The 16,308-nt window shown below is 63.0% G+C and carries 21 protein-coding genes; 6 read left to right on the top strand and 15 right to left on the bottom strand.

Annotated features, from left to right (window positions below; all coding sequences use genetic code 11):
* Positions 1-57: 57 nt before the first annotated feature.
* Positions 58-495: a hypothetical protein gene (locus tag DBO86_RS16450; protein WP_003458963.1), complete on the bottom strand. Its 438-nt coding sequence runs from the start codon at positions 493-495 to the stop codon at positions 58-60.
* A 79-nt stretch (positions 496-574) separates the two neighbouring features.
* Here DBO86_RS16450 and pip point away from each other — a divergent pair, with 79 nt between their 5' ends.
* Both pip and dtd read left to right on the top strand, forming a co-directional pair.
* Positions 575-1,546 carry a prolyl aminopeptidase gene (pip, locus tag DBO86_RS16445; RefSeq protein WP_074855239.1) on the top strand — a complete coding sequence of 324 codons (972 nt, stop codon included), beginning with the start codon at positions 575-577 and terminating at the stop codon, positions 1,544-1,546.
* A complete protein-coding gene (gene dtd, locus DBO86_RS16440) occupies positions 1,543-1,980 on the top strand; it encodes a D-aminoacyl-tRNA deacylase (RefSeq protein WP_075745051.1) in 438 nt (145 codons plus the stop codon). Before pip ends, dtd begins: the two co-directional genes overlap by 4 nt.
* Positions 1,981-2,072: 92 nt before the next feature.
* Here dtd and DBO86_RS16435 read toward each other — a convergent pair whose 3' ends face one another.
* The 9 genes from DBO86_RS16435 to ubiE form a co-directional block, all read right to left on the bottom strand.
* Complete coding sequence (locus DBO86_RS16435) at positions 2,073-2,783, bottom strand: 16S rRNA (uracil(1498)-N(3))-methyltransferase (protein WP_084342175.1); 711 nt, start codon at positions 2,781-2,783, stop codon at positions 2,073-2,075.
* Complete coding sequence (tatC, locus tag DBO86_RS16430; RefSeq protein WP_084342173.1) at positions 2,780-3,574, bottom strand: twin-arginine translocase subunit TatC; 795 nt, start codon at positions 3,572-3,574, stop codon at positions 2,780-2,782. Before tatC ends, DBO86_RS16435 begins: the two co-directional genes overlap by 4 nt.
* Positions 3,571-3,915 carry a Sec-independent protein translocase protein TatB gene (gene tatB, locus DBO86_RS16425; RefSeq protein ID WP_003458969.1) on the bottom strand — a complete coding sequence of 115 codons (345 nt, stop codon included), beginning with the start codon at positions 3,913-3,915 and terminating at the stop codon, positions 3,571-3,573. Before tatB ends, tatC begins: the two co-directional genes overlap by 4 nt.
* A 3-nt stretch (positions 3,916-3,918) precedes the next feature.
* The gene (gene tatA / locus DBO86_RS16420) at positions 3,919-4,152 is read right to left on the bottom strand and encodes a twin-arginine translocase TatA/TatE family subunit (protein WP_003458970.1); all 234 of its coding nucleotides are present in this window, start codon (positions 4,150-4,152) and stop codon (positions 3,919-3,921) included.
* Positions 4,153-4,175: 23 nt separating this feature from the next.
* The gene (locus DBO86_RS16415; RefSeq protein ID WP_003458971.1) at positions 4,176-4,511 is read right to left on the bottom strand and encodes a phosphoribosyl-ATP diphosphatase; all 336 of its coding nucleotides are present in this window, start codon (positions 4,509-4,511) and stop codon (positions 4,176-4,178) included.
* Positions 4,504-4,902 carry a phosphoribosyl-AMP cyclohydrolase gene (gene hisI / locus DBO86_RS16410; RefSeq protein WP_003458972.1) on the bottom strand — a complete coding sequence of 133 codons (399 nt, stop codon included), beginning with the start codon at positions 4,900-4,902 and terminating at the stop codon, positions 4,504-4,506. The genes DBO86_RS16415 and hisI overlap by 8 nt, the downstream gene beginning before the upstream one ends.
* 73 nt (positions 4,903-4,975) lie before the next feature.
* Positions 4,976-6,562, bottom strand: a complete 1,587-nt coding sequence (gene ubiB / locus DBO86_RS16405) for a ubiquinone biosynthesis regulatory protein kinase UbiB (RefSeq protein WP_108234244.1) — start codon at positions 6,560-6,562, stop codon at positions 4,976-4,978.
* Positions 6,559-7,176, bottom strand: a complete 618-nt coding sequence (locus tag DBO86_RS16400; RefSeq protein ID WP_108234243.1) for a ubiquinone biosynthesis accessory factor UbiJ — start codon at positions 7,174-7,176, stop codon at positions 6,559-6,561. Before DBO86_RS16400 ends, ubiB begins: the two co-directional genes overlap by 4 nt.
* Positions 7,176-7,946 carry a bifunctional demethylmenaquinone methyltransferase/2-methoxy-6-polyprenyl-1,4-benzoquinol methylase UbiE gene (ubiE, locus tag DBO86_RS16395; protein WP_072423376.1) on the bottom strand — a complete coding sequence of 257 codons (771 nt, stop codon included), beginning with the start codon at positions 7,944-7,946 and terminating at the stop codon, positions 7,176-7,178. Before ubiE ends, DBO86_RS16400 begins: the two co-directional genes overlap by 1 nt.
* A 147-nt stretch (positions 7,947-8,093) precedes the next feature.
* Here ubiE and DBO86_RS16390 point away from each other — a divergent pair, with 147 nt between their 5' ends.
* The 3 genes from DBO86_RS16390 (at position 8,094) to DBO86_RS16380 (ending at position 9,858) form a co-directional block, all read left to right on the top strand.
* On the top strand, positions 8,094-8,369 hold the full coding sequence (locus DBO86_RS16390; protein WP_108234242.1) for a polyhydroxyalkanoic acid system family protein: 276 nt from the start codon (positions 8,094-8,096) through the stop codon (positions 8,367-8,369).
* A 171-nt stretch (positions 8,370-8,540) separates the two neighbouring features.
* Positions 8,541-8,987: a phasin family protein gene (locus tag DBO86_RS16385; RefSeq protein WP_017678523.1), complete on the top strand. Its 447-nt coding sequence runs from the start codon at positions 8,541-8,543 to the stop codon at positions 8,985-8,987.
* Between the two features lie 10 nt (positions 8,988-8,997).
* Positions 8,998-9,858 carry a phasin family protein gene (locus tag DBO86_RS16380; RefSeq protein WP_108234241.1) on the top strand — a complete coding sequence of 287 codons (861 nt, stop codon included), beginning with the start codon at positions 8,998-9,000 and terminating at the stop codon, positions 9,856-9,858.
* 187 nt (positions 9,859-10,045) lie between these two features.
* Here DBO86_RS16380 and DBO86_RS16375 read toward each other — a convergent pair whose 3' ends face one another.
* From DBO86_RS16375 to DBO86_RS16355, 5 genes are all read right to left on the bottom strand, one after another.
* Positions 10,046-10,660 (bottom strand): TetR/AcrR family transcriptional regulator, encoded by a 615-nt coding sequence (locus DBO86_RS16375; RefSeq protein WP_084341399.1) that lies wholly within the window; start codon positions 10,658-10,660, stop codon positions 10,046-10,048.
* Between the two features lie 201 nt (positions 10,661-10,861).
* Positions 10,862-12,544 (bottom strand): class II poly(R)-hydroxyalkanoic acid synthase, encoded by a 1,683-nt coding sequence (phaC, locus tag DBO86_RS16370; RefSeq protein ID WP_104730126.1) that lies wholly within the window; start codon positions 12,542-12,544, stop codon positions 10,862-10,864.
* A 204-nt stretch (positions 12,545-12,748) separates the two neighbouring features.
* Complete coding sequence (gene phaZ, locus DBO86_RS16365) at positions 12,749-13,606, bottom strand: poly(3-hydroxyalkanoate) depolymerase (RefSeq protein WP_017678527.1); 858 nt, start codon at positions 13,604-13,606, stop codon at positions 12,749-12,751.
* A gap of 153 nt (positions 13,607-13,759) precedes the next feature.
* Positions 13,760-15,439 (bottom strand): class II poly(R)-hydroxyalkanoic acid synthase, encoded by a 1,680-nt coding sequence (phaC, locus tag DBO86_RS16360; protein WP_108234240.1) that lies wholly within the window; start codon positions 15,437-15,439, stop codon positions 13,760-13,762.
* A 292-nt stretch (positions 15,440-15,731) separates the two neighbouring features.
* Positions 15,732-16,103 (bottom strand): gamma-butyrobetaine hydroxylase family protein, encoded by a 372-nt coding sequence (locus DBO86_RS16355; protein WP_055984373.1) that lies wholly within the window; start codon positions 16,101-16,103, stop codon positions 15,732-15,734.
* A gap of 110 nt (positions 16,104-16,213) precedes the next feature.
* On the opposite strand from DBO86_RS16355, the gene DBO86_RS26775 reads away from it, so the two are divergent.
* On the top strand, positions 16,214-16,308 hold a 95-nt coding region (locus DBO86_RS26775), incomplete at its 3' end, for a hypothetical protein (RefSeq protein WP_244185501.1).

Here is a 16,308-nt window from a genome sequence, read left to right as displayed (position 1 = left end):
ACATCGAGGGATCGCCGGCAAGCCGGCTCCTACGTAGGCGGGGGCCGGGCTACGCTTTCACTCCCAGTCCAGGCGCGCCAGCTTCCATTCGCTGCCGTCGAGCCACCATTCCAGCTTCACCGAATAGTGCCGCGCGCTGTCGGGGATCAACCCCTCGGCGCCACTCAGGCCTACCTGAGCTTCGGTATAGCCCTTGCTGCTGATCGCAGCATCGATCCAGCTGTTCTTGCCCAGTGCGATGACCTTGATGTTCTTGTGGCGCAGGAACAGCAGGGTCATGGTGCGCTTGGCCCATTCACGGTCCAGCTCCTGGCGGGCGAGGAAGTCGCCATGCAACTGCTCCAGCACTGCAGCGGTGCTCTTGGCCTCGATGTTGTCCTGCAACTGCTGAACGGCCGCCTCCAGCGCCGCCTGCGGGACGTCCTTGCCGCCGCAGCCGCCCAGCAGCAGGGCGAAAAACAGCGCCAGGGGCCAGGCCAGAAAGCGTATCGACATGCTGAAACTCCTTTTTCATGGTTATGATGCCGGGCAGAGTGGAACACGGCAGTTGTAGCCCAGCCAACAGGAGCCAACCATGCAGACTTTGTACCCGGAGATTAAACCCTACGCTCGCCATGAACTGGCGGTCGAGCAGCCGCACGTGCTGTACATCGACGAGAGCGGCTCTGCGGATGGGTTGCCGGTGTTGTTCATCCATGGCGGCCCCGGCGCCGGCTGCGATTCTGCCAGCCGCCGTTACTTCGATCCCGCCCTGTACCGCATCGTCACCTTCGACCAGCGCGGCTGTGGTCGTTCGACGCCGCACGCGAGTCTGGAGAACAACACCACCCAGGCGCTGATCGCCGATATCGAGCGTATTCGCGAGCATCTGGGCATCGACAAGTTCGTGCTGTTCGGTGGCTCCTGGGGCTCGACCCTGGCGTTGGCCTATGCACAGGCGCATCCGCAGTGCGTGCATGGACTGATCCTGCGCGGCATCTTCCTGTGTCGGCCGCAGGAGTTCAGCTGGTTCTATCAGGAAGGCGCCAGCCGCCTGTTCCCCGATTACTGGGAGGATTACGTGGCGCCCATCCCGGTCGAGGAGCGCGGCGACCTGATGCAGGCCTTCTACAAGCGCCTGACGGGTACCGACCAGATCGCCCAGATGCATGCGGCCAAGGCCTGGTCGACCTGGGAGGGGCGCACTGCCACCCTGCGTCCGAACACTCAGGTGGTCGAGCGCTTCAGCGAGGCGCATCGGGCGCTGTCCATCGCCCGTATCGAGTGCCACTACTTCGTCAACGACGCCTTCCTCGAGCCTAACCAGCTGCTCCGTGACATGCCGAAGATCGCGCATCTGCCGGGCATCATTGTGCATGGCCGATACGACGTTATCTGCCCGTTGGACAATGCCTGGGCGTTGCATCAGGCCTGGCCCAACAGCGAGCTGCAGATCATCCGTGACGCCGGCCACTCGGCGGCCGAGCCGGGTATCACCGATGCGCTGATCCGCGCTGCCGAACAGATGGCCCGGCGCCTGCTCGACCTGCCGCCGGAGGATGCATGAAGCTGCTGATCCAGCGCGTCAGCGGTGCACGGGTGGAGGTCGCAGGTGAGGTGGTTGGCAGCATCGATCAGGGCCTGCTGGCGCTGGTCGGCATCGAGCCGCAAGACGATCAGGCCAGCCTGTCCCGCGCGTTGCACAAACTGCTGAACTACCGCGTGTTCAGCGATGAAGCGGGCAAGATGAATCGCTCGCTGACGGACGTGCAAGGCGGGCTGTTGTTGGTCTCGCAGTTCACCCTGGCAGCCGACACCAAGAGCGGCATGCGCCCCAGCTTCTCTAGCGCAGCGCCACCCGCGCAGGGCGCCGCGCTGTTCGATGCTCTGGTGGAAATGGCCAGAGCCCAGCACCCGCAGGTCGCCACCGGACGCTTCGGCGCCAATATGCAGGTGCACTTGGTCAACGATGGGCCGGTGACCTTCCTGCTCGAGGTATAGCGGTAGCTTGTGGGAGCGAGCTCTGCTCGCGAATGCTGGCGACTCGAACGCTTGGCGAGCAGAGCTCGCTCCTACAGGTTGATCGTTCGTGTTTAGAACAATCTGGCCAGCAATGCCGGCACCGCCGTCTCCACCCGCAAGATGCGTTCGCCCAACTGCACAGGTTGCAGGCCTGCGGCTTGGCGCAGCAGATCGACTTCGTAGGGAATCCAGCCACCTTCCGGGCCGATGGCCAGGGTCACGGCCTCCTGCACTGCACGCGGGCAGGTCGGGTAATCACCGGGGTGGCCGGTCAGGCCAAGTGTGCCGGCTGCCAGGGCTGGTAGGCGATCCTCGACGAAGGGCTTGAAGCGTTTCTCGATGCTCACTTCGGGCAGCACCGTGTCGCGCGCCTGTTCCAGACCGAGGATCAGCTGTTCGCGAATGGCCTCGGCCTCGAGAAACGGTGTCTGCCAGAAACTCTTCTCCACCCGGTAGCTGTTGACCAATACCAGGCGCGCCACGCCCATGGCGCTGACCGTCTGCAGCACGCGCTTGAGCATCTTCGGGCGGGGCAGGGCGAGGATCAGGGTCAGCGGTAGCTTGGCCGGTGGCGGCTGGTCGAGACTGACATGCAGTTCGGCATGCTCGGCATCCAGGGCGATCAGTCGGCCTTCGCCCATCAGCCCGCCAAGATGACCGACGCGCAGGCGATCACCGGTCTCGGCGCGATGCACGTCATGTAGATGTTTCAGGCGCCTGCCACTGAGGCGTACCCGCTCGCCACCGACGAAGTCGGCGTCCTCCAGCAGCAGCAGGTTCACGGCAGCGGTGTGGGTGGCTGGTCTTCGGGCTTGGCTTCTTCTTCGGCGTGTTCCTGGTCGCGCTTGCGCTTGACCAGCGCGCCAGCCAGTACACCGGCTTCGAACAGTAGCCACATCGGCACGGCCAACAGGGTCTGCGAGAACACGTCCGGCGGCGTCAGCACCATACCGACCACGAAGCAGCCGACAATGACGTAGGGGCGGCTCTTGCGCAGAGTCGCTACGTCGACCAGACCTATCCAGATAACCAGGAAGGTAGCGATAGGGATCTCGAAGGCTACGCCAAAGGCGAAGAACAGCGTCAGGACGAAATCCAGGTACTGGCCGATGTCGGTCATCATCGCCACGCCTTCCGGGGTCACGCTGGCGAAGAAGCCGAACATGATCGGGAACACCACGAAGTAGGCGAAGGCCATGCCGGCATAGAACAGGAAAATACTGGAGACCAGCAGTGGCACCGCGATACGCCGTTCGTGGGTGTACAGCCCTGGCGCGATGAAGCCCCAGATCTGGTGCAGGATCACCGGCATGCCGAGAAACAACGCACACATCAGGGTCAGCTTGAATGGCGTCAGAAACGGCGAGGCGACCCCTGTGGCGATCATCGTCGCGCCTTCTGGCAGATAGGCGCGTAACGGCGCAGCGACCAGGGCGTAGATATCCTGAGCGAAGTAGAACAGGCCGGCGAAGATCAGCAGGATGATCACTACACAGCGCAACAGACGAGTACGCAGCTCGGCCAGATGCGAGACCAGAGGCATTTCCTGGTCGGCTTGTGGATTATTGCTCATGGCTGGGGATTCTTGTCCTGAACGCTCGGGGCCGTGTCGGCAGTCGGTTTGGCGCTGTTCTCCGCTGGCGGATTGTCGCTTTTGCCGGTGCCGAGAATGTCCTGCTTCATCGCCTGCATTTCCCGCTCGAGTTCGAGAATCCGCTCGTTATGCAACTGACGGCGAATCTCGTCGGCGCCGATCTCGCGCTCCACCTCGGCCTTGATCGAGTTGAAGCTGCGCTTTATCCGGCCGATCCACAGGCTGGCCGTACGCACGGCGCCTGGCAGGCGCTCGGGGCCGAGCACCACCAGGGCCACCAGACCGACCAGCAGCAGCTCGGTAAAACCGATGTCGAACATGGCTTAGTCTTTCTTCGCTGGCTCTTCGACCTTGCGTGCCTGGGCGTCGATGGTCTGGCCCTTGGGCTCTTCCACGGCTGGCTTTTCAGCTTCGCCGCTATCCATCGATTTGCGGAAGCCCTTGATCGCGTCGCCCAGATCCGAGCCAAGGCCTTTCAGGCGCTTGGTGCCGAACAGCATGACCACGATGAGCAGGATGATCAGGAGTTGCCAGATGCTTATACCGCCAAAGCCCATGATATGTACTCCGTAATGAAGGTTTATTCGGATTGCGGTCGCGCGGCTTTTTCCGCGTGGCCGGAGAGGCCGAAACGGCGATCCAGTTCATCCAGCACAGCCTGGGGATGCTGGCCGAGGGCGGCGAGCATGACCAGGCTATGGAACCACAGATCGGCGGTTTCGTAGATCAGGTCCTTGCAGTCACCGCTGGCGGCGGCGTCCTTGGCGGCGAGGATGGTTTCCACCGATTCCTCGCCGACCTTTTCCAGAATCTTGTTCAGACCCTTGTGATACAGGCTGGCGACGTAGGAGCTGTCGGCCGCTGCGCCCTTGCGCGACTCCAGCACCTCGGCCAGGCGGCTCAGGGTGTCACTCATGGCTGTGTCCTGCATAGATGGCGTGCGGATCTTTCAGCACCGCGTCGACGGTTTTCCAGCCGCCATTCTCGTATACCCGATAGAAGCAGCTTTCGCGACCGGTGTGGCAAGCGATGCCGCCCAGCTGTTCGACCATCAGCACGATGACATCGGCGTCGCAGTCCAGGCGCAGCTCGTGCAGTTTCTGCACATGGCCGGATTCCTCGCCCTTGCGCCACAACTTGCCACGTGAGCGCGACCAGTAGATGGCGCGTTGTTCGCTGGCGGTGAGGGCAAGGGATTCGCGGTTCATCCAGGCCATCATCAGGATGCGGCCACTCTGGTAGTCCTGGGCGATGGCCGGCACCAGGCCGTCTTCGTTCCAGTGGATTTCGTCGAGCCAATCGTTCATCGGTATTCCGTGTCTGTTTCGCCGGGTCGCGGCCCGTGAATTAACCAAGTGTGCCAGTGCCGCAGCCAACTGGCTATCGGCGCAGCACCAGATAGAGTCCGCCGCCGACCATCAGCCAGGCGGGCCAGGCGGCCAGCAGCGGTGCCAGGCCTTGAAGGGTGCCGGCGCCGATCAGTGCAGCGCCGAGCAGGCGCAGCGGCCATTGGTCGCGGTTGGGGCGCTGTTCTTCTCGTTGCTGCGATCTCTGCAGGCGTTCCAGGGTATCGCGGGCGATCTGCGACAGGTGCGGCACCTGCTCGGCCTGTTGCTGCAGGTTGCGTAGCAGGTGCAGCGGGCTGATGCGCTCGCGCATCCACCGTTCGAGGTAGGGCTGGGCAGTGCTCCACAGGTCCAGATCCGGATACAGCTGGCGGCCCAGGCCTTCGATATTAAGCAGGGTCTTCTGCAGCAGTACCAGCTGCGGCTGCACTTCCATGTTGAAGCGACGCGCGGTCTGGAACAGGCGCAGCAGCAGCTGGCCGAAAGAGATGTCCTTCAGCGGCTTTTCGAAAATAGGTTCGCACACGGTGCGAATCGCCGCCTCGAACTCGTTGACCTTGGTGTCGGCCGGTACCCAGCCCGAATCGATGTGCAACTGCGCCACCTTGCGGTAGTCGCGCTTGAAGAAGGCGATCAGGTTGCGCGCCAGGTAGTCCTGGTCCTCGTCGGTGAGGCTGCCGATGATGCCGCAGTCGATGGCGATGTACTGTGGGCTCCAGGGCGTGCGCGTGCTGACGAAGATATTGCCAGGGTGCATGTCGGCGTGGAAGAAACTGTCGCGGAACACCTGGGTGAAGAATATCTCCACGCCGCGTTCGGCCAGCAGCTTCATGTCTGTGCGCTGGTCGGCCAGGGTGGCCAGGTCAGTCACCGGGATGCCGTAGATGCGCTCCATCACCAGCACCTGATGGCGGCACAGGTCCCAGTACACCTGCGGCACGTAGAGCAGTGGCGAGCCGTCGAAGTTGCGCCGCAGCTGGCTGGCGTTGGCTGCTTCGCGCAGCAGGTCGAGTTCGTCGTAGATGGTCTTTTCGTAGTCGCTGACCACTTCCACCGGGCGCAGGCGGCGGGCATCGGCCGAGGCTTTCTCGGCGATACGGGCGATCAGGAACAGCCAGGCAAGGTCCTGGCGAATCACCGGCTTGAGGCCCGGGCGCACTACCTTGACCACCACCTGTTCGCCGCTTTTCAGCTGCGCGGCATGCACTTGTGCCACCGAGGCCGAGGCCAGTGGCTGGCTGTCGAAACGGGCGAACAGCTCGCTCACTGGTGCGCCAAGCTGGCGTTCGATCAGGGCGATGGCTTGCTCTTCCGGGAAGGGCGGCACCTGATCCTGCAGGCGCGCCAACTCATCGGCGATATCCGGCGGCAGCAGGTCGCGGCGGGTGGACAGCAGTTGGCCGAACTTGATGAAGATCGGCCCCAGGTCTTCCAGCGCCAGACGCAGGCGTGCTCCGCGCGACAGCTCCAGCGGCTTGCGCGGCAGCCAGCGCCAGGGCAGCAGGCAGGACAGCGCCCGCAGCCAGAATGGCAGCGGCAGCTCGAAGAGCATCTCGTCCAGTTGATAGCGGATGACTACGCGCTGGATGCGCAACAGGCGGCGAACGGCAAGCAGCTTCATGCGTCGGACTTATTGGCAGAAGTGAGGCGCTCGATGCGTGCTTCCAGGCGGTCGAGGGCGAGTTTGAGTTGATCCAGCTCGGCGAAACGCGCATCGGCTTCGCGCTGGCCCACCAGGGTGCGTGACTCTTCGGCCAGGTAGTCGGCCAGATTCTGCTTGAGGCTGGCGGCGCCGTGGCTGGCGAGATTGGCCCGGCTGCGCAGGTGACCCGCGAGCAGGGTGGTGGCCACCGGGCCGAGCCAGCGGGAGAGCTCGTATTCCCAGTCCAGCTCCAGATCCTGGAGGATGCCGGCCAGTTGCAGCAGCACCGCGCTGTCGCCATCGAGCGACACTTCCGGGCGGTGCAGGATGGCGGTTTTCTCGCGGCTCAGGGCCAGGCGCGCCAGGCTGGAGGCAGGCGCGGTGAGTGTGCAGTCGGTGGGTGCATGCCATTGCGACGCCAGTTGCAGGCCGTCGCCGCTGGGCAGGATAAATATTTCCAGTGCTGGGTTCTGGCAATGTACAGCGATGACCTTGCCACTCAGCGTCTGCAGGCGCGGCAATGCCGTGCCATCGAGGCGCAGGACGCGATTGAGGCCCGCCTCGACGCCCGCCAGCAGCCCGGTGATCAGCATTAAGGCTTGATGCCGCGATGCAGGGCGACGATGCCGCCAGTCATGTTGTGGTAGGTGACACGCTCGAAGCCGGCGTCGACCATCATTGCCTTGAGCGTTTCCTGATCCGGATGCATGCGGATCGACTCGGCCAGGTAGCGGTAGCTTTCCGAGTCATTGGTGATCAACTTGCCGGCCAGCGGCATGAAGCTGAACGAGTAGGTGTCGTAGACCTTGGCCAACAGCGGGTTGCCGGGCTTGGAGAACTCCAGCACCAGCAGGCGACCGCCGGGTTTGAGCACACGCAGCATCGAGCGCAGGGCGTCTTCCTTGTGGGTGACGTTGCGCAGGCCGAAGGCGATGGTGACCACGTCGAAGTGGTTGTCGGGGAACGGCAGCTTCTCGGCATCGGCCTGGACGAACTGCACGTTGCCGGCCACGCCCTTGTCAAGCAGGCGGTCACGACCGACCTTGAGCATGGAGTCGTTGATGTCGGCCAGCACCACTTGCCCGGTCGGACCGACGATGCTGGAGAACTTGCGGGTCAGGTCGCCGGTGCCGCCAGCGATGTCCAGCACGCGGTTGCCTGGACGCACGCCGGACAGCTCGATGGTGAAGCGCTTCCACAGGCGATGCAGGCCACCGGACAGCACGTCGTTCATCAGGTCGTACTTGGCCGCCACCGAGTGAAAGACTTCGGCCACTTTCTCCGCCTTCTGACTTTCCGGCACATCTTGGAAACCGAAGTGGGTGGTGGGTTCCTGCTCCTGGGCCTTGCGTGGATCGCTCATGTCGCTCTCACCGGGTAGAAAACCGCACCATTCTAAAGGCGCCTGGCGCCTTTGTCTTGCCTGGGTGCCCGCTCGCCCGATGGGCTGGTAGAGTGATGTGACCTCATGCCGCAGACGTGCGGCACGCCGCCAGTTCAAGGAGTTGCCATGTCCCGTATTCGTGTCGAACGATCCCATTCCCTCGGTCGCGAGGCCGCCCGCGAGAAGGCCGAACGCCTGGCCGAGCGCCTGGCCAGCGAGTACGACGTGCGCTACCGCTGGAATGGCGACACCCTTGAGTTCAAGCGCAGCGGTGCCGACGGCAGCATCGCGGTCGGTGAAGACACTGTGCTTGTGGAGCTCAAGCTCGGGCTGTTGCTGTCGCCCATGGGCGGCATGATCCAGCGCGAGATCGAGCAGGTGCTGGACAAATCCCTGGCCTGAGAGCAGTGGCAAGCCAGTAGGGTGCGCTGTGCCCGCCGCCACTGGGTCGCATTGAACATGCATGCTGTCGCCTGCTCCTAGTATGCGATTTCTAATTTTTCTCCTTAGGGTGTACCCAAGCCTGCATTCCGTGGGCGTTTCCGCTAACTGTCAAAGCGCGTGAGGTGCACCATGTCGAAAGTTGCCGTGAAGAAAAAAGTAGAAGCCGTGGTCGAAGACAAAGCCGGTCTGTTCGACGACGTGAAGGGCTATGCCCGCAAGATCTACCTCGCTGGCCTGGGCGCTTACGCCAAGGCGGGTGTCGAGGGGGCCGAATACTTCAAGGAACTGGTCAAGGCCGGTGAAGGCGTCGAAAGCAAAGGCAAGAAGCTGGTCGACGAGCAGGTAGAAGCCGCCAACAGCCAGATCGAATCGGTCAAGCAGTCGGTCAACAGCAACGTCACCAGCGTCAAAGGCAAGGTCGAAGTTCAGCTCGACAAGATCGAGAAGGCTTTCGATACTCGTGTGGCTTCCGCTCTGAACCGTATCGGCATTCCGTCCAAGCAGGATGTTGAAGCACTCTCTGCTAAGCTGGATGAGCTGAGCGCGTTGCTCGAGCATGTCGCGCGTACCAAATAAGGAGATCAGGATGGCTGTTAAGAAGAAAACCGAGAAACAGACCAGCTCCTGGATCGGCGAGGTCGAGAAATACTCGCGTCAGATCTGGTTGGCAGGCTTGGGCGCTTATTCCAAGGTCAGCAAGGACGGCACCAAGCTGTTCGACACGCTGGTCAAGGACGGCGAGAAGGCTGAAAAGCAGGCCAAGAGCGAAGTCGACAAACAGGTTGGCGCGGTGAAAGCCGGCGTCGGTTCCAAGGTCGGTTCCGCCAAGTCCAAGGTCGATGAGGTCAAGGACAGGGCAATCGGCAAATGGGGTGAGCTGGAAGAGGCCTTCGACAAGCGTCTGAACAATGCCATTTCGCGTCTGGGCGTGCCCAGCCGCAACGAGGTCAAGGCATTGAATGACAAGGTCGACAGCCTGACCAAGCAGCTGGAGAAAATCACTGGCGTATCGGCCAAGTCGGTCGCCAAGCCTGCTGCCAAAGCTGCGCCCAAACCTGCCGCGAAGGTTGCCGCCAAGCCGGCTGCGAAAGCAGCTGCCAAACCTGCTGCGAAGCCGGCCGCCAAGCCTGCTGCCAAAGCTGCAGCCAAGCCAGCAGCCAAACCGGCTGCCGCGAAACCTGCAGCCGCCAAGCCGGCAGCTAAACCTGCGGCGAAACCGGCAGCCAAGGCCGCAGCGAAACCCGCTGCCAAGCCAGCGGCCGCCGCCAAGCCAGCAGCCAAGCCTGCTGCAGCGAAGAAGCCGGCTGCGAAGAAACCGGCAGCGCCCAAGGCAGCTGCGCCGAAACCGGCTGCACCGGCACCGGCACCGGCTCCGGCCGCCGCCGCAACGCCGGCCGCTGCACCGGCTCCGGCTGCCACCCCGGCAACTCCAGCCACCCCGTCCTGAGTTTCTCGGGATCACAAGCGCCCGGCCTAGTGCCGGGCGTTTGCGTTTCTGCTCGCAGGGCGGGCCATGCGCATCAACCGTGGATGGGTCTCGGCTTTGTAGGGCGGGTGTAACCCGCCATTTGCGCTCTGGCGGGTTACACCCGCCCTACATCACAGCGTGTCATTAGCGTGCGCACGGCTGCGCATCAGGCTTCCAGATAGCGCTGCGCCAAGTGCTCGACGGTGCTGCGTGAGGGCTGGTTCAGGTGCGGCGCGACCAGCATCATGATCTGGTACACCACCAGGCGGACTTCACCCTGCTGGTCGAGGATGCGCTGGTAGTCGAGGGAGAACAGCAGGGTCAGGGTGATCTGCTCGACCAGTTGGCCGAGCGCCTGGGTGCCGCTGTTCAGTTGACCGTCGGCCATCAGGCGGGCAAGCAGCGAGGCCAGCGTGCGTTTCAGCGCGTTCAGCCAGTGACGAATGCCGCGCGCCAGTTTTGGCAGGCGCCCGGCCAGGTTGGACAGATCCTGGAAGAGAAAGCGGTACTGCGACAGGCGCTCGACGATCAGGTGCAGGAACAGCCAGTAGTCCTCGACGTCCAGCTGGGCTTCGGCTGGCGGGTCGAGCAAAGGCGCCATCTCGCTCTGGAAGCGTTCGAACAGTTCCAGTACCAGTGGCTCCTTGCCATGGAAGTGGTAGTAGAGGTTGCCCGGGCTGATGTCCAGCTCGTTGGCGATCTCCAGTGTGGAAACGTTGGGCTCGCCCTGCTCGTTGAACAGCTGCAGGGCGGTTTGCAGAATGCGCTCGCGGGTTTTCATCCTTGGCTTCTTGTTCGATTAGGCGCGACGGGCTGACGATAACCGGCCGGCGTGCAGCTGGCCATCCCTTTAGTAAAAGTCGCGTAGCGACATCTCTCATGTCCTTCTCCCTTCGGGAGAAGGTGGCGCGAAGCGCCGGATGAGGGATGCGGGCATGCCGCGCAGGCTTTGTTGGCGCTGGGGTCTTCGTGGCATGCCGCTTCAGCGGATATGCACGTAGGTGCCGGGCGCTGCCTCCATCGGTGGATGGTTCTGGTTGCCCAGCGCCATCAGGGTTTCGCGTTGCGCGCCGGAACGCGCCTGCATCCATTCCAGCCACTGTGGCCACCAACTACCTTGCTGGTGCGTGGCATCGTGATACCAGGCGCGAGGGTCGGAGGTGAGCTTGGTGTTCTCGTAGTAGTTGGCCTTGGGGTTGCCCGGCGGGTTGAGAATGCTCTGGATATGCCCGCTGTTGGACAGGATGAAACGGCGGTTGCCGCCAAGCAGCAGGGTCGAGCGATAGACCGCATCCCAGGGCGTGATGTGGTCGTTGATGCCGGCCACGCTGAAACTGTCGACGTTGACCTTGGTCAGATCCACCGGCGTACCGCAGACTTCGAGGCCGCCGTTGCGGCTAAGCGGATTGTGCTTGAAGAAGTCGATCAGGTCGCCATGCAGTGCAGCGGGCAGGCGCGTGTTGTCGTTGTTCCAGTAGAGGATGTCGAAGGCTGGCGGCTGCCTGCCGAGCAGGTAGTTGTTGACCCAGTAGTTCCAGATCAGGTCGTTGGGGCGCATCCAGGCGAATACCTTGGCCATGTCGCGACCGTCCAGCACGCCTTGCTGGTAGGAGCGGCGCTTGGCCGACTCGAGGGTTTCCTCGTCGGCAAAGAGCATTGCCGGGCTGTCGATCTGACTATCGAGCAGGCTGACCATGTAAGTGGCACTGGCAACCTTGCGCAGTTGGCGGCGTGCCTGCAGGTGGCCTTGCAGGGCGGCGATGGTCAGGCCGCCGGCGCAGGCGCCGAGCAGGTTGACGTCCTTGCTGCCGGTGATGGCACGGCAGGCATCGACGGCCTCCTCGACGGCCTGCAAATAGCTCGACAGGCCCCATTCGCGATGCCGTGGGTCGGGGTTGCGCCAGCTGATCATGAAGGTCTGCAGGCCGTTCTTCAGTGCGTACTGGACGAAGCTCTTGTCGTTGGATAGATCGAATATGTAGTACTTATTGATCTGCGGCGGCACGATCAGCAGCGGGCGCAGGTACTGCTTTTCGCTCATCGGTTTGTACTGGATCAGTTCCAGCAGCTCGTTGCGAAACACCACGGCACCTGGCGTGCAGGCCAGATTGCGGCCGACTTCGAAGGCGTGTTTGCTGACCTGGCTGGGCAGGCCGTCGTTGTTCAGCAGGTCGTCGAGCAGATGGCGCAAGCCCTTGAAGGCACTGCTGCCACCGGTGTTGAACAGCTCCTTGAGCGCCTGCGGGCTGAGCGGGCTGTTGGAGGGCGACAGGGCGTCGCTCATCAGTGAGGCGAGAAAGCGCGCGCGGGAGCGGTCATCGGCCGACAGGTCGCTGTCGTCGATCCACGCGGCCAGTTGTTTCTGCCACGCCAGATAGGCCTGCAGGCTGCGGCGGTAGAAGGGATTGAGGTGCCAGGTCGGATCAGCGAAGCGCGCATCCTGCGGATTGACCTTGTGCAGGGTATCGCCGAGCAGCACCCGGCCAAGCTGGCCGCCGAAGGCCAGCAGATGACGTCCACTGCGCACCGGATTCTTCAGGCCCTGGGCAGCCAGCAGGCGCATGGTGGACAGCAGATCGCGACCGCGCACGCCCACCACCGCGCTCTGGGCGTTCATGAAACTGGCGGGTGCCGGCAGTGAAGCCGGGTTCGACTTGTCTCGCATGGGGCAGCACTCCGTCGTCAAACCGTCTAGAGACTTTCATGGCGCGGACTGCCTCGGCGCGCACCTTGTACTTGTGCAGGGTGTGCAGCAAGCCCTGTACCAGGCGCGCGGGAAGTGCATTCCAGAGCGCCGCGTCGAAAAACAAGAGGCCTTGAGCGGCCCCTTTGTCGAGCACGCAGAACAATGCGCACCAAGCTGGTGCGATCAGTGCTGGCGTACGGGTGTGGGCTGCGGGTGCATCACCGCACGGTGCCGCTCCTCTTCGAGAAACTTCATGATGATCGGCGCCACCGCTTCGGCGCGGGTCACCAGGAACAGGTGGCCGTCGTCGATCACGTGCAGTTCGGCGTTGGGAATGCGCCAGGCCAGCAGGCGCATGTTGATCAGCGGAATCAGCGGGTCGTCGTCGCCGGCCATCACCAGGGTCGGTTGGCGGATCTTGTGCAGCCAGTGGATGCTGGTCCAGCCGAGGCCGGCGAACAGCTGCCAGTAGTAGCCCATCTTGCCGCCCGAGCGCACCTTGCTCGCATGCGCCATGGCCAGCTTGGGGTCGCGACGGAAGGCTCCGCCATAGATGTCCGGGGCGATGCGTACACCGTAGGACGGTTGCACATAACGCCGCGGGCTGGCCATGCGCCAGAGCACCTTGGGCTTGCCCGGCACCATCACTGCACCGGCCGAGGTGGCGGCGAGGATCAGCTTCTTGCAGCGCTCGGGATAGTCATGGGCGAACTGCTGCGCCAGGGCACCGCCCCAGGACACGCCGATGGCATTGACCTGACCGTAGTCGAGGTAATCGAGCATGCGCGCTGCCAGCTTGGCCAGACCAGGGAAGCGGTATGGCGTGGCCGGCGTGGAGGAACCGCCGACACCGGGGACGTCGAAGGCGATGATTTCCAGCTCCGGGTCCAGGGCGGCGACGAAGGGCATCACCAGTTCCAGGTTGGCGCCGATGCCGTTGAAGATCAGCAGCGGCACCAACTGGCTGTTGCCCGGCCGCACCGCGGTGCGGATGGTCTGCCCATCGAGATCGATGGTGCGGAATACGAATGGTTGCGGCATAGGCGCAGCCCCTGTGGAGTTAAGCGCTGGAGGCGACGATCCTGGCCGCTTCCAGAATGACCAGGGCAATCCTGGTTCGTCACGCCCGGCCAGGCCGTCGTGACGTGCGGCACTTCCCAGTGCCGCGGGCAGTGTGGCGCCAGAGGCGCCGCATCAACGTTCGTGTACGTAGGTGCCCGGGGCGGCTTCGCCGGCCGGGAATTTCTTGTTGCCCAGGGCGCTGGGAGCGTTCTTGGTCTTGCCCGAGCGCTCGGCCAGCCAGCTTTGCCAGTGCAGCCACCAGGAATCGGCATGCTTGGTCGAGCTTTCCTGCCAGGCCTTCGGATCCAGCGGCATCTCGCTATTGGTCATGTAGCGCGCCTTGGGGTTGCCCGGCGGGTTGAGAATGCTTTGGATATGGCCGCTGTTGGACAGCACGAACTCGCATTTGCCGCCGAACAGGTGCGCCGACTTGTAGCAGGAGTCCCATGGCGTGATGTGGTCGGTGGTGCCAGCGACGACGAAGAAATCACAGGTGACCTGCTTGAGGTCGATCGGTGTGCCGCAGACTTCCAGCGCGCCCGGACGGGTCAGTGGGTTGGTCCGGAACATCTCGATGAACTCGCCATGCAGCGCGGCCGGCAGGCGCGTGGTGTCGTTGTTCCAGTAGAGGATGTCGAACACCGGTGGCTCGTTGCCGAGCAGGTAGTTGTTGACCCAGTAGTTCCAGATCAGGTCGTTGGGGCGCATCCAGGCGAACACCTTGGCCATGTCACTACCCTCCAGTACGCCGGCCTGGTAGGAGCGGCGTTTGGCGGCTTCCAGGGTCTTCTCGTCGGCGAACAGGGCAACCTGGGTGTCTAGCTGAGTGTCGAGCACGCTGACCAGCAGGGTCAGGGCGTTGACCTTCTGCTGGCCAAGCGCTGCATAGTGACCGAGCAGCGAGGCCGTGGTCAGGCCGCCGGAGCAGGCGCCGAGCATGTTGACGTCCTTGCTGCCGGTGATGGCGCAGATCACGTCGATGGCTTCCTTGAGCGCCTCGATGTAGGTGGACAGGCCCCACTCACGCTGCGCCTTGGTCGGGTTGCGCCAGCTGACCACGAAGGTCTGCACCTGGCTGCGCAACAGAAAGCGCGCCAGGCTTTTTTCCGGTGACAGGTCGAATACGTAGAACTTGTTGATCTGCGGTGGCACCACCAGCAGTGGGCGCTCGTGCACGCTCTCGGTGATCGGCTTGTACTGGATCAGCTCCAGCACGTCGTTGCGAAACACCACGGCGCCTTCGGTGGTCGCCAGGTTCTTGCCGACCTCGAAGGCCTCCATGTTCACCTGACTGGGCATGCCTCCGTTGTGCACCATGTCCTTGGCCAGGTGCGACAGACCGTCGAGCAGGCTCTTGCCGCCGGTCTCGAAGAAGCGTTTGACCGCGGCCGGGTTGGCCATGCTGTTGGACGGCGCCATGGCCTCGGTCATCAGGTTGATCACGAAGTGGCCGCGACTGGCGTCCTGCTCGGACAGCGAGCTGTGCTCGATCCAGTCGTGCAGCTCCTTGCGCCAGGCCAGGTAGGTCTGCAGGTAGCGGCGATACAGCGGGTTCTGGCTCCAGGCCGGGTCGGCGAAGCGGCGGTCGCCGTCTTCAGGCTTGAGCGCGGATTGGCCGAGCATGACGTTCTTCAGTTCGAGGCCGAAATGGGCGACGTGCTTGGCGCTGTGGAAGGGTTGCTTGAGTGCCTGGGAGAGCACCATGCGGGCAGAGGTCAGCAGATCCTTGCCGCGGATGCCAATCACCGGGTTGAGTCCCAGGGTGTTTTCCGAGGCCTGGCGTTTCAGGTCTTCGTTATTCTTATCACTCATCTACGACGCTCCATTGTCCTGAGACGAATACCGGCCTGCGAGGGCGCACGGCGACACAGGGCCTGGTACAGCTCGGGTTACCGGGGGCGGATCGAGTCCGCGTCATGCATTGCATCTGGCTGGGCCAAATGCAGGGAACCTGCCAGTTCCTTGGTTACCCGAGTTTTTGCCGTTAGGCAAGCTGATCGATGGGGCGAGAGTATGCCGCGATAGTTTAGAAAAATCGTTCTAACTACCGGGTAATGAGTCGGGATAGGAAGGCGAGCGCTCTGCGACGAGGTGTGCGTGCGGTTCAGAGTATCAGGCGCACGACACTTTCGTTGGGGTCGCGGGATTGGCCTGCAGCACTGAGCTGCGTCAGGTATTCGGCCCAGAGTTGATCCTGCCGGGTGGCCAGTTCGTAGAGGTATTCCCAAGTGTACAGACCGCTGTCATGGCCGTCGTCGAAGCACAGTTTCAGTGCATAGTTGCCGGCCGGTTCGATGCGCTCCAGGCCGACGTTGAGCTTGCCGGTCTGCAGAATCGGCTTACCATGCCCCTGCACCTCGGCCGACGGCGAGTGCACCCGGAGAAACTCGGCGCTGAGCGAATAGCTCTGCTCGCCGTAGCGCAGTTCCAGGGTTTTCGAGGCCTTGTGCAGTTTGATCGCGCTGGGGATGGGCATACTCGGCTCCTGAAAACGATGTAGCCCAATGAGATGGACTCCTCCCTCCTACGGCGTCATTGCGCCAGACTGTAGGTTACGAAACAAACAATCCCGGAGGGGGAGCCCGCATGAAACTTAAACGCATAGGCGTGGATTTGGCAAAGCAGGTTTTTCAAGTTCATGGTGTCGACAGCCATGAGCAGGTCAAATGCCGCAAGCAACT

The sequence above is a fragment of the Ectopseudomonas oleovorans genome (assembly GCF_003052605.1).
Taxonomy (GTDB): Bacteria; Pseudomonadota; Gammaproteobacteria; order Pseudomonadales; family Pseudomonadaceae; genus Aquipseudomonas; species Aquipseudomonas oleovorans_A.
Note: the sequence above shows the minus strand (reverse complement) of the source record. Positions and strands in the feature narration are given on the sequence as shown.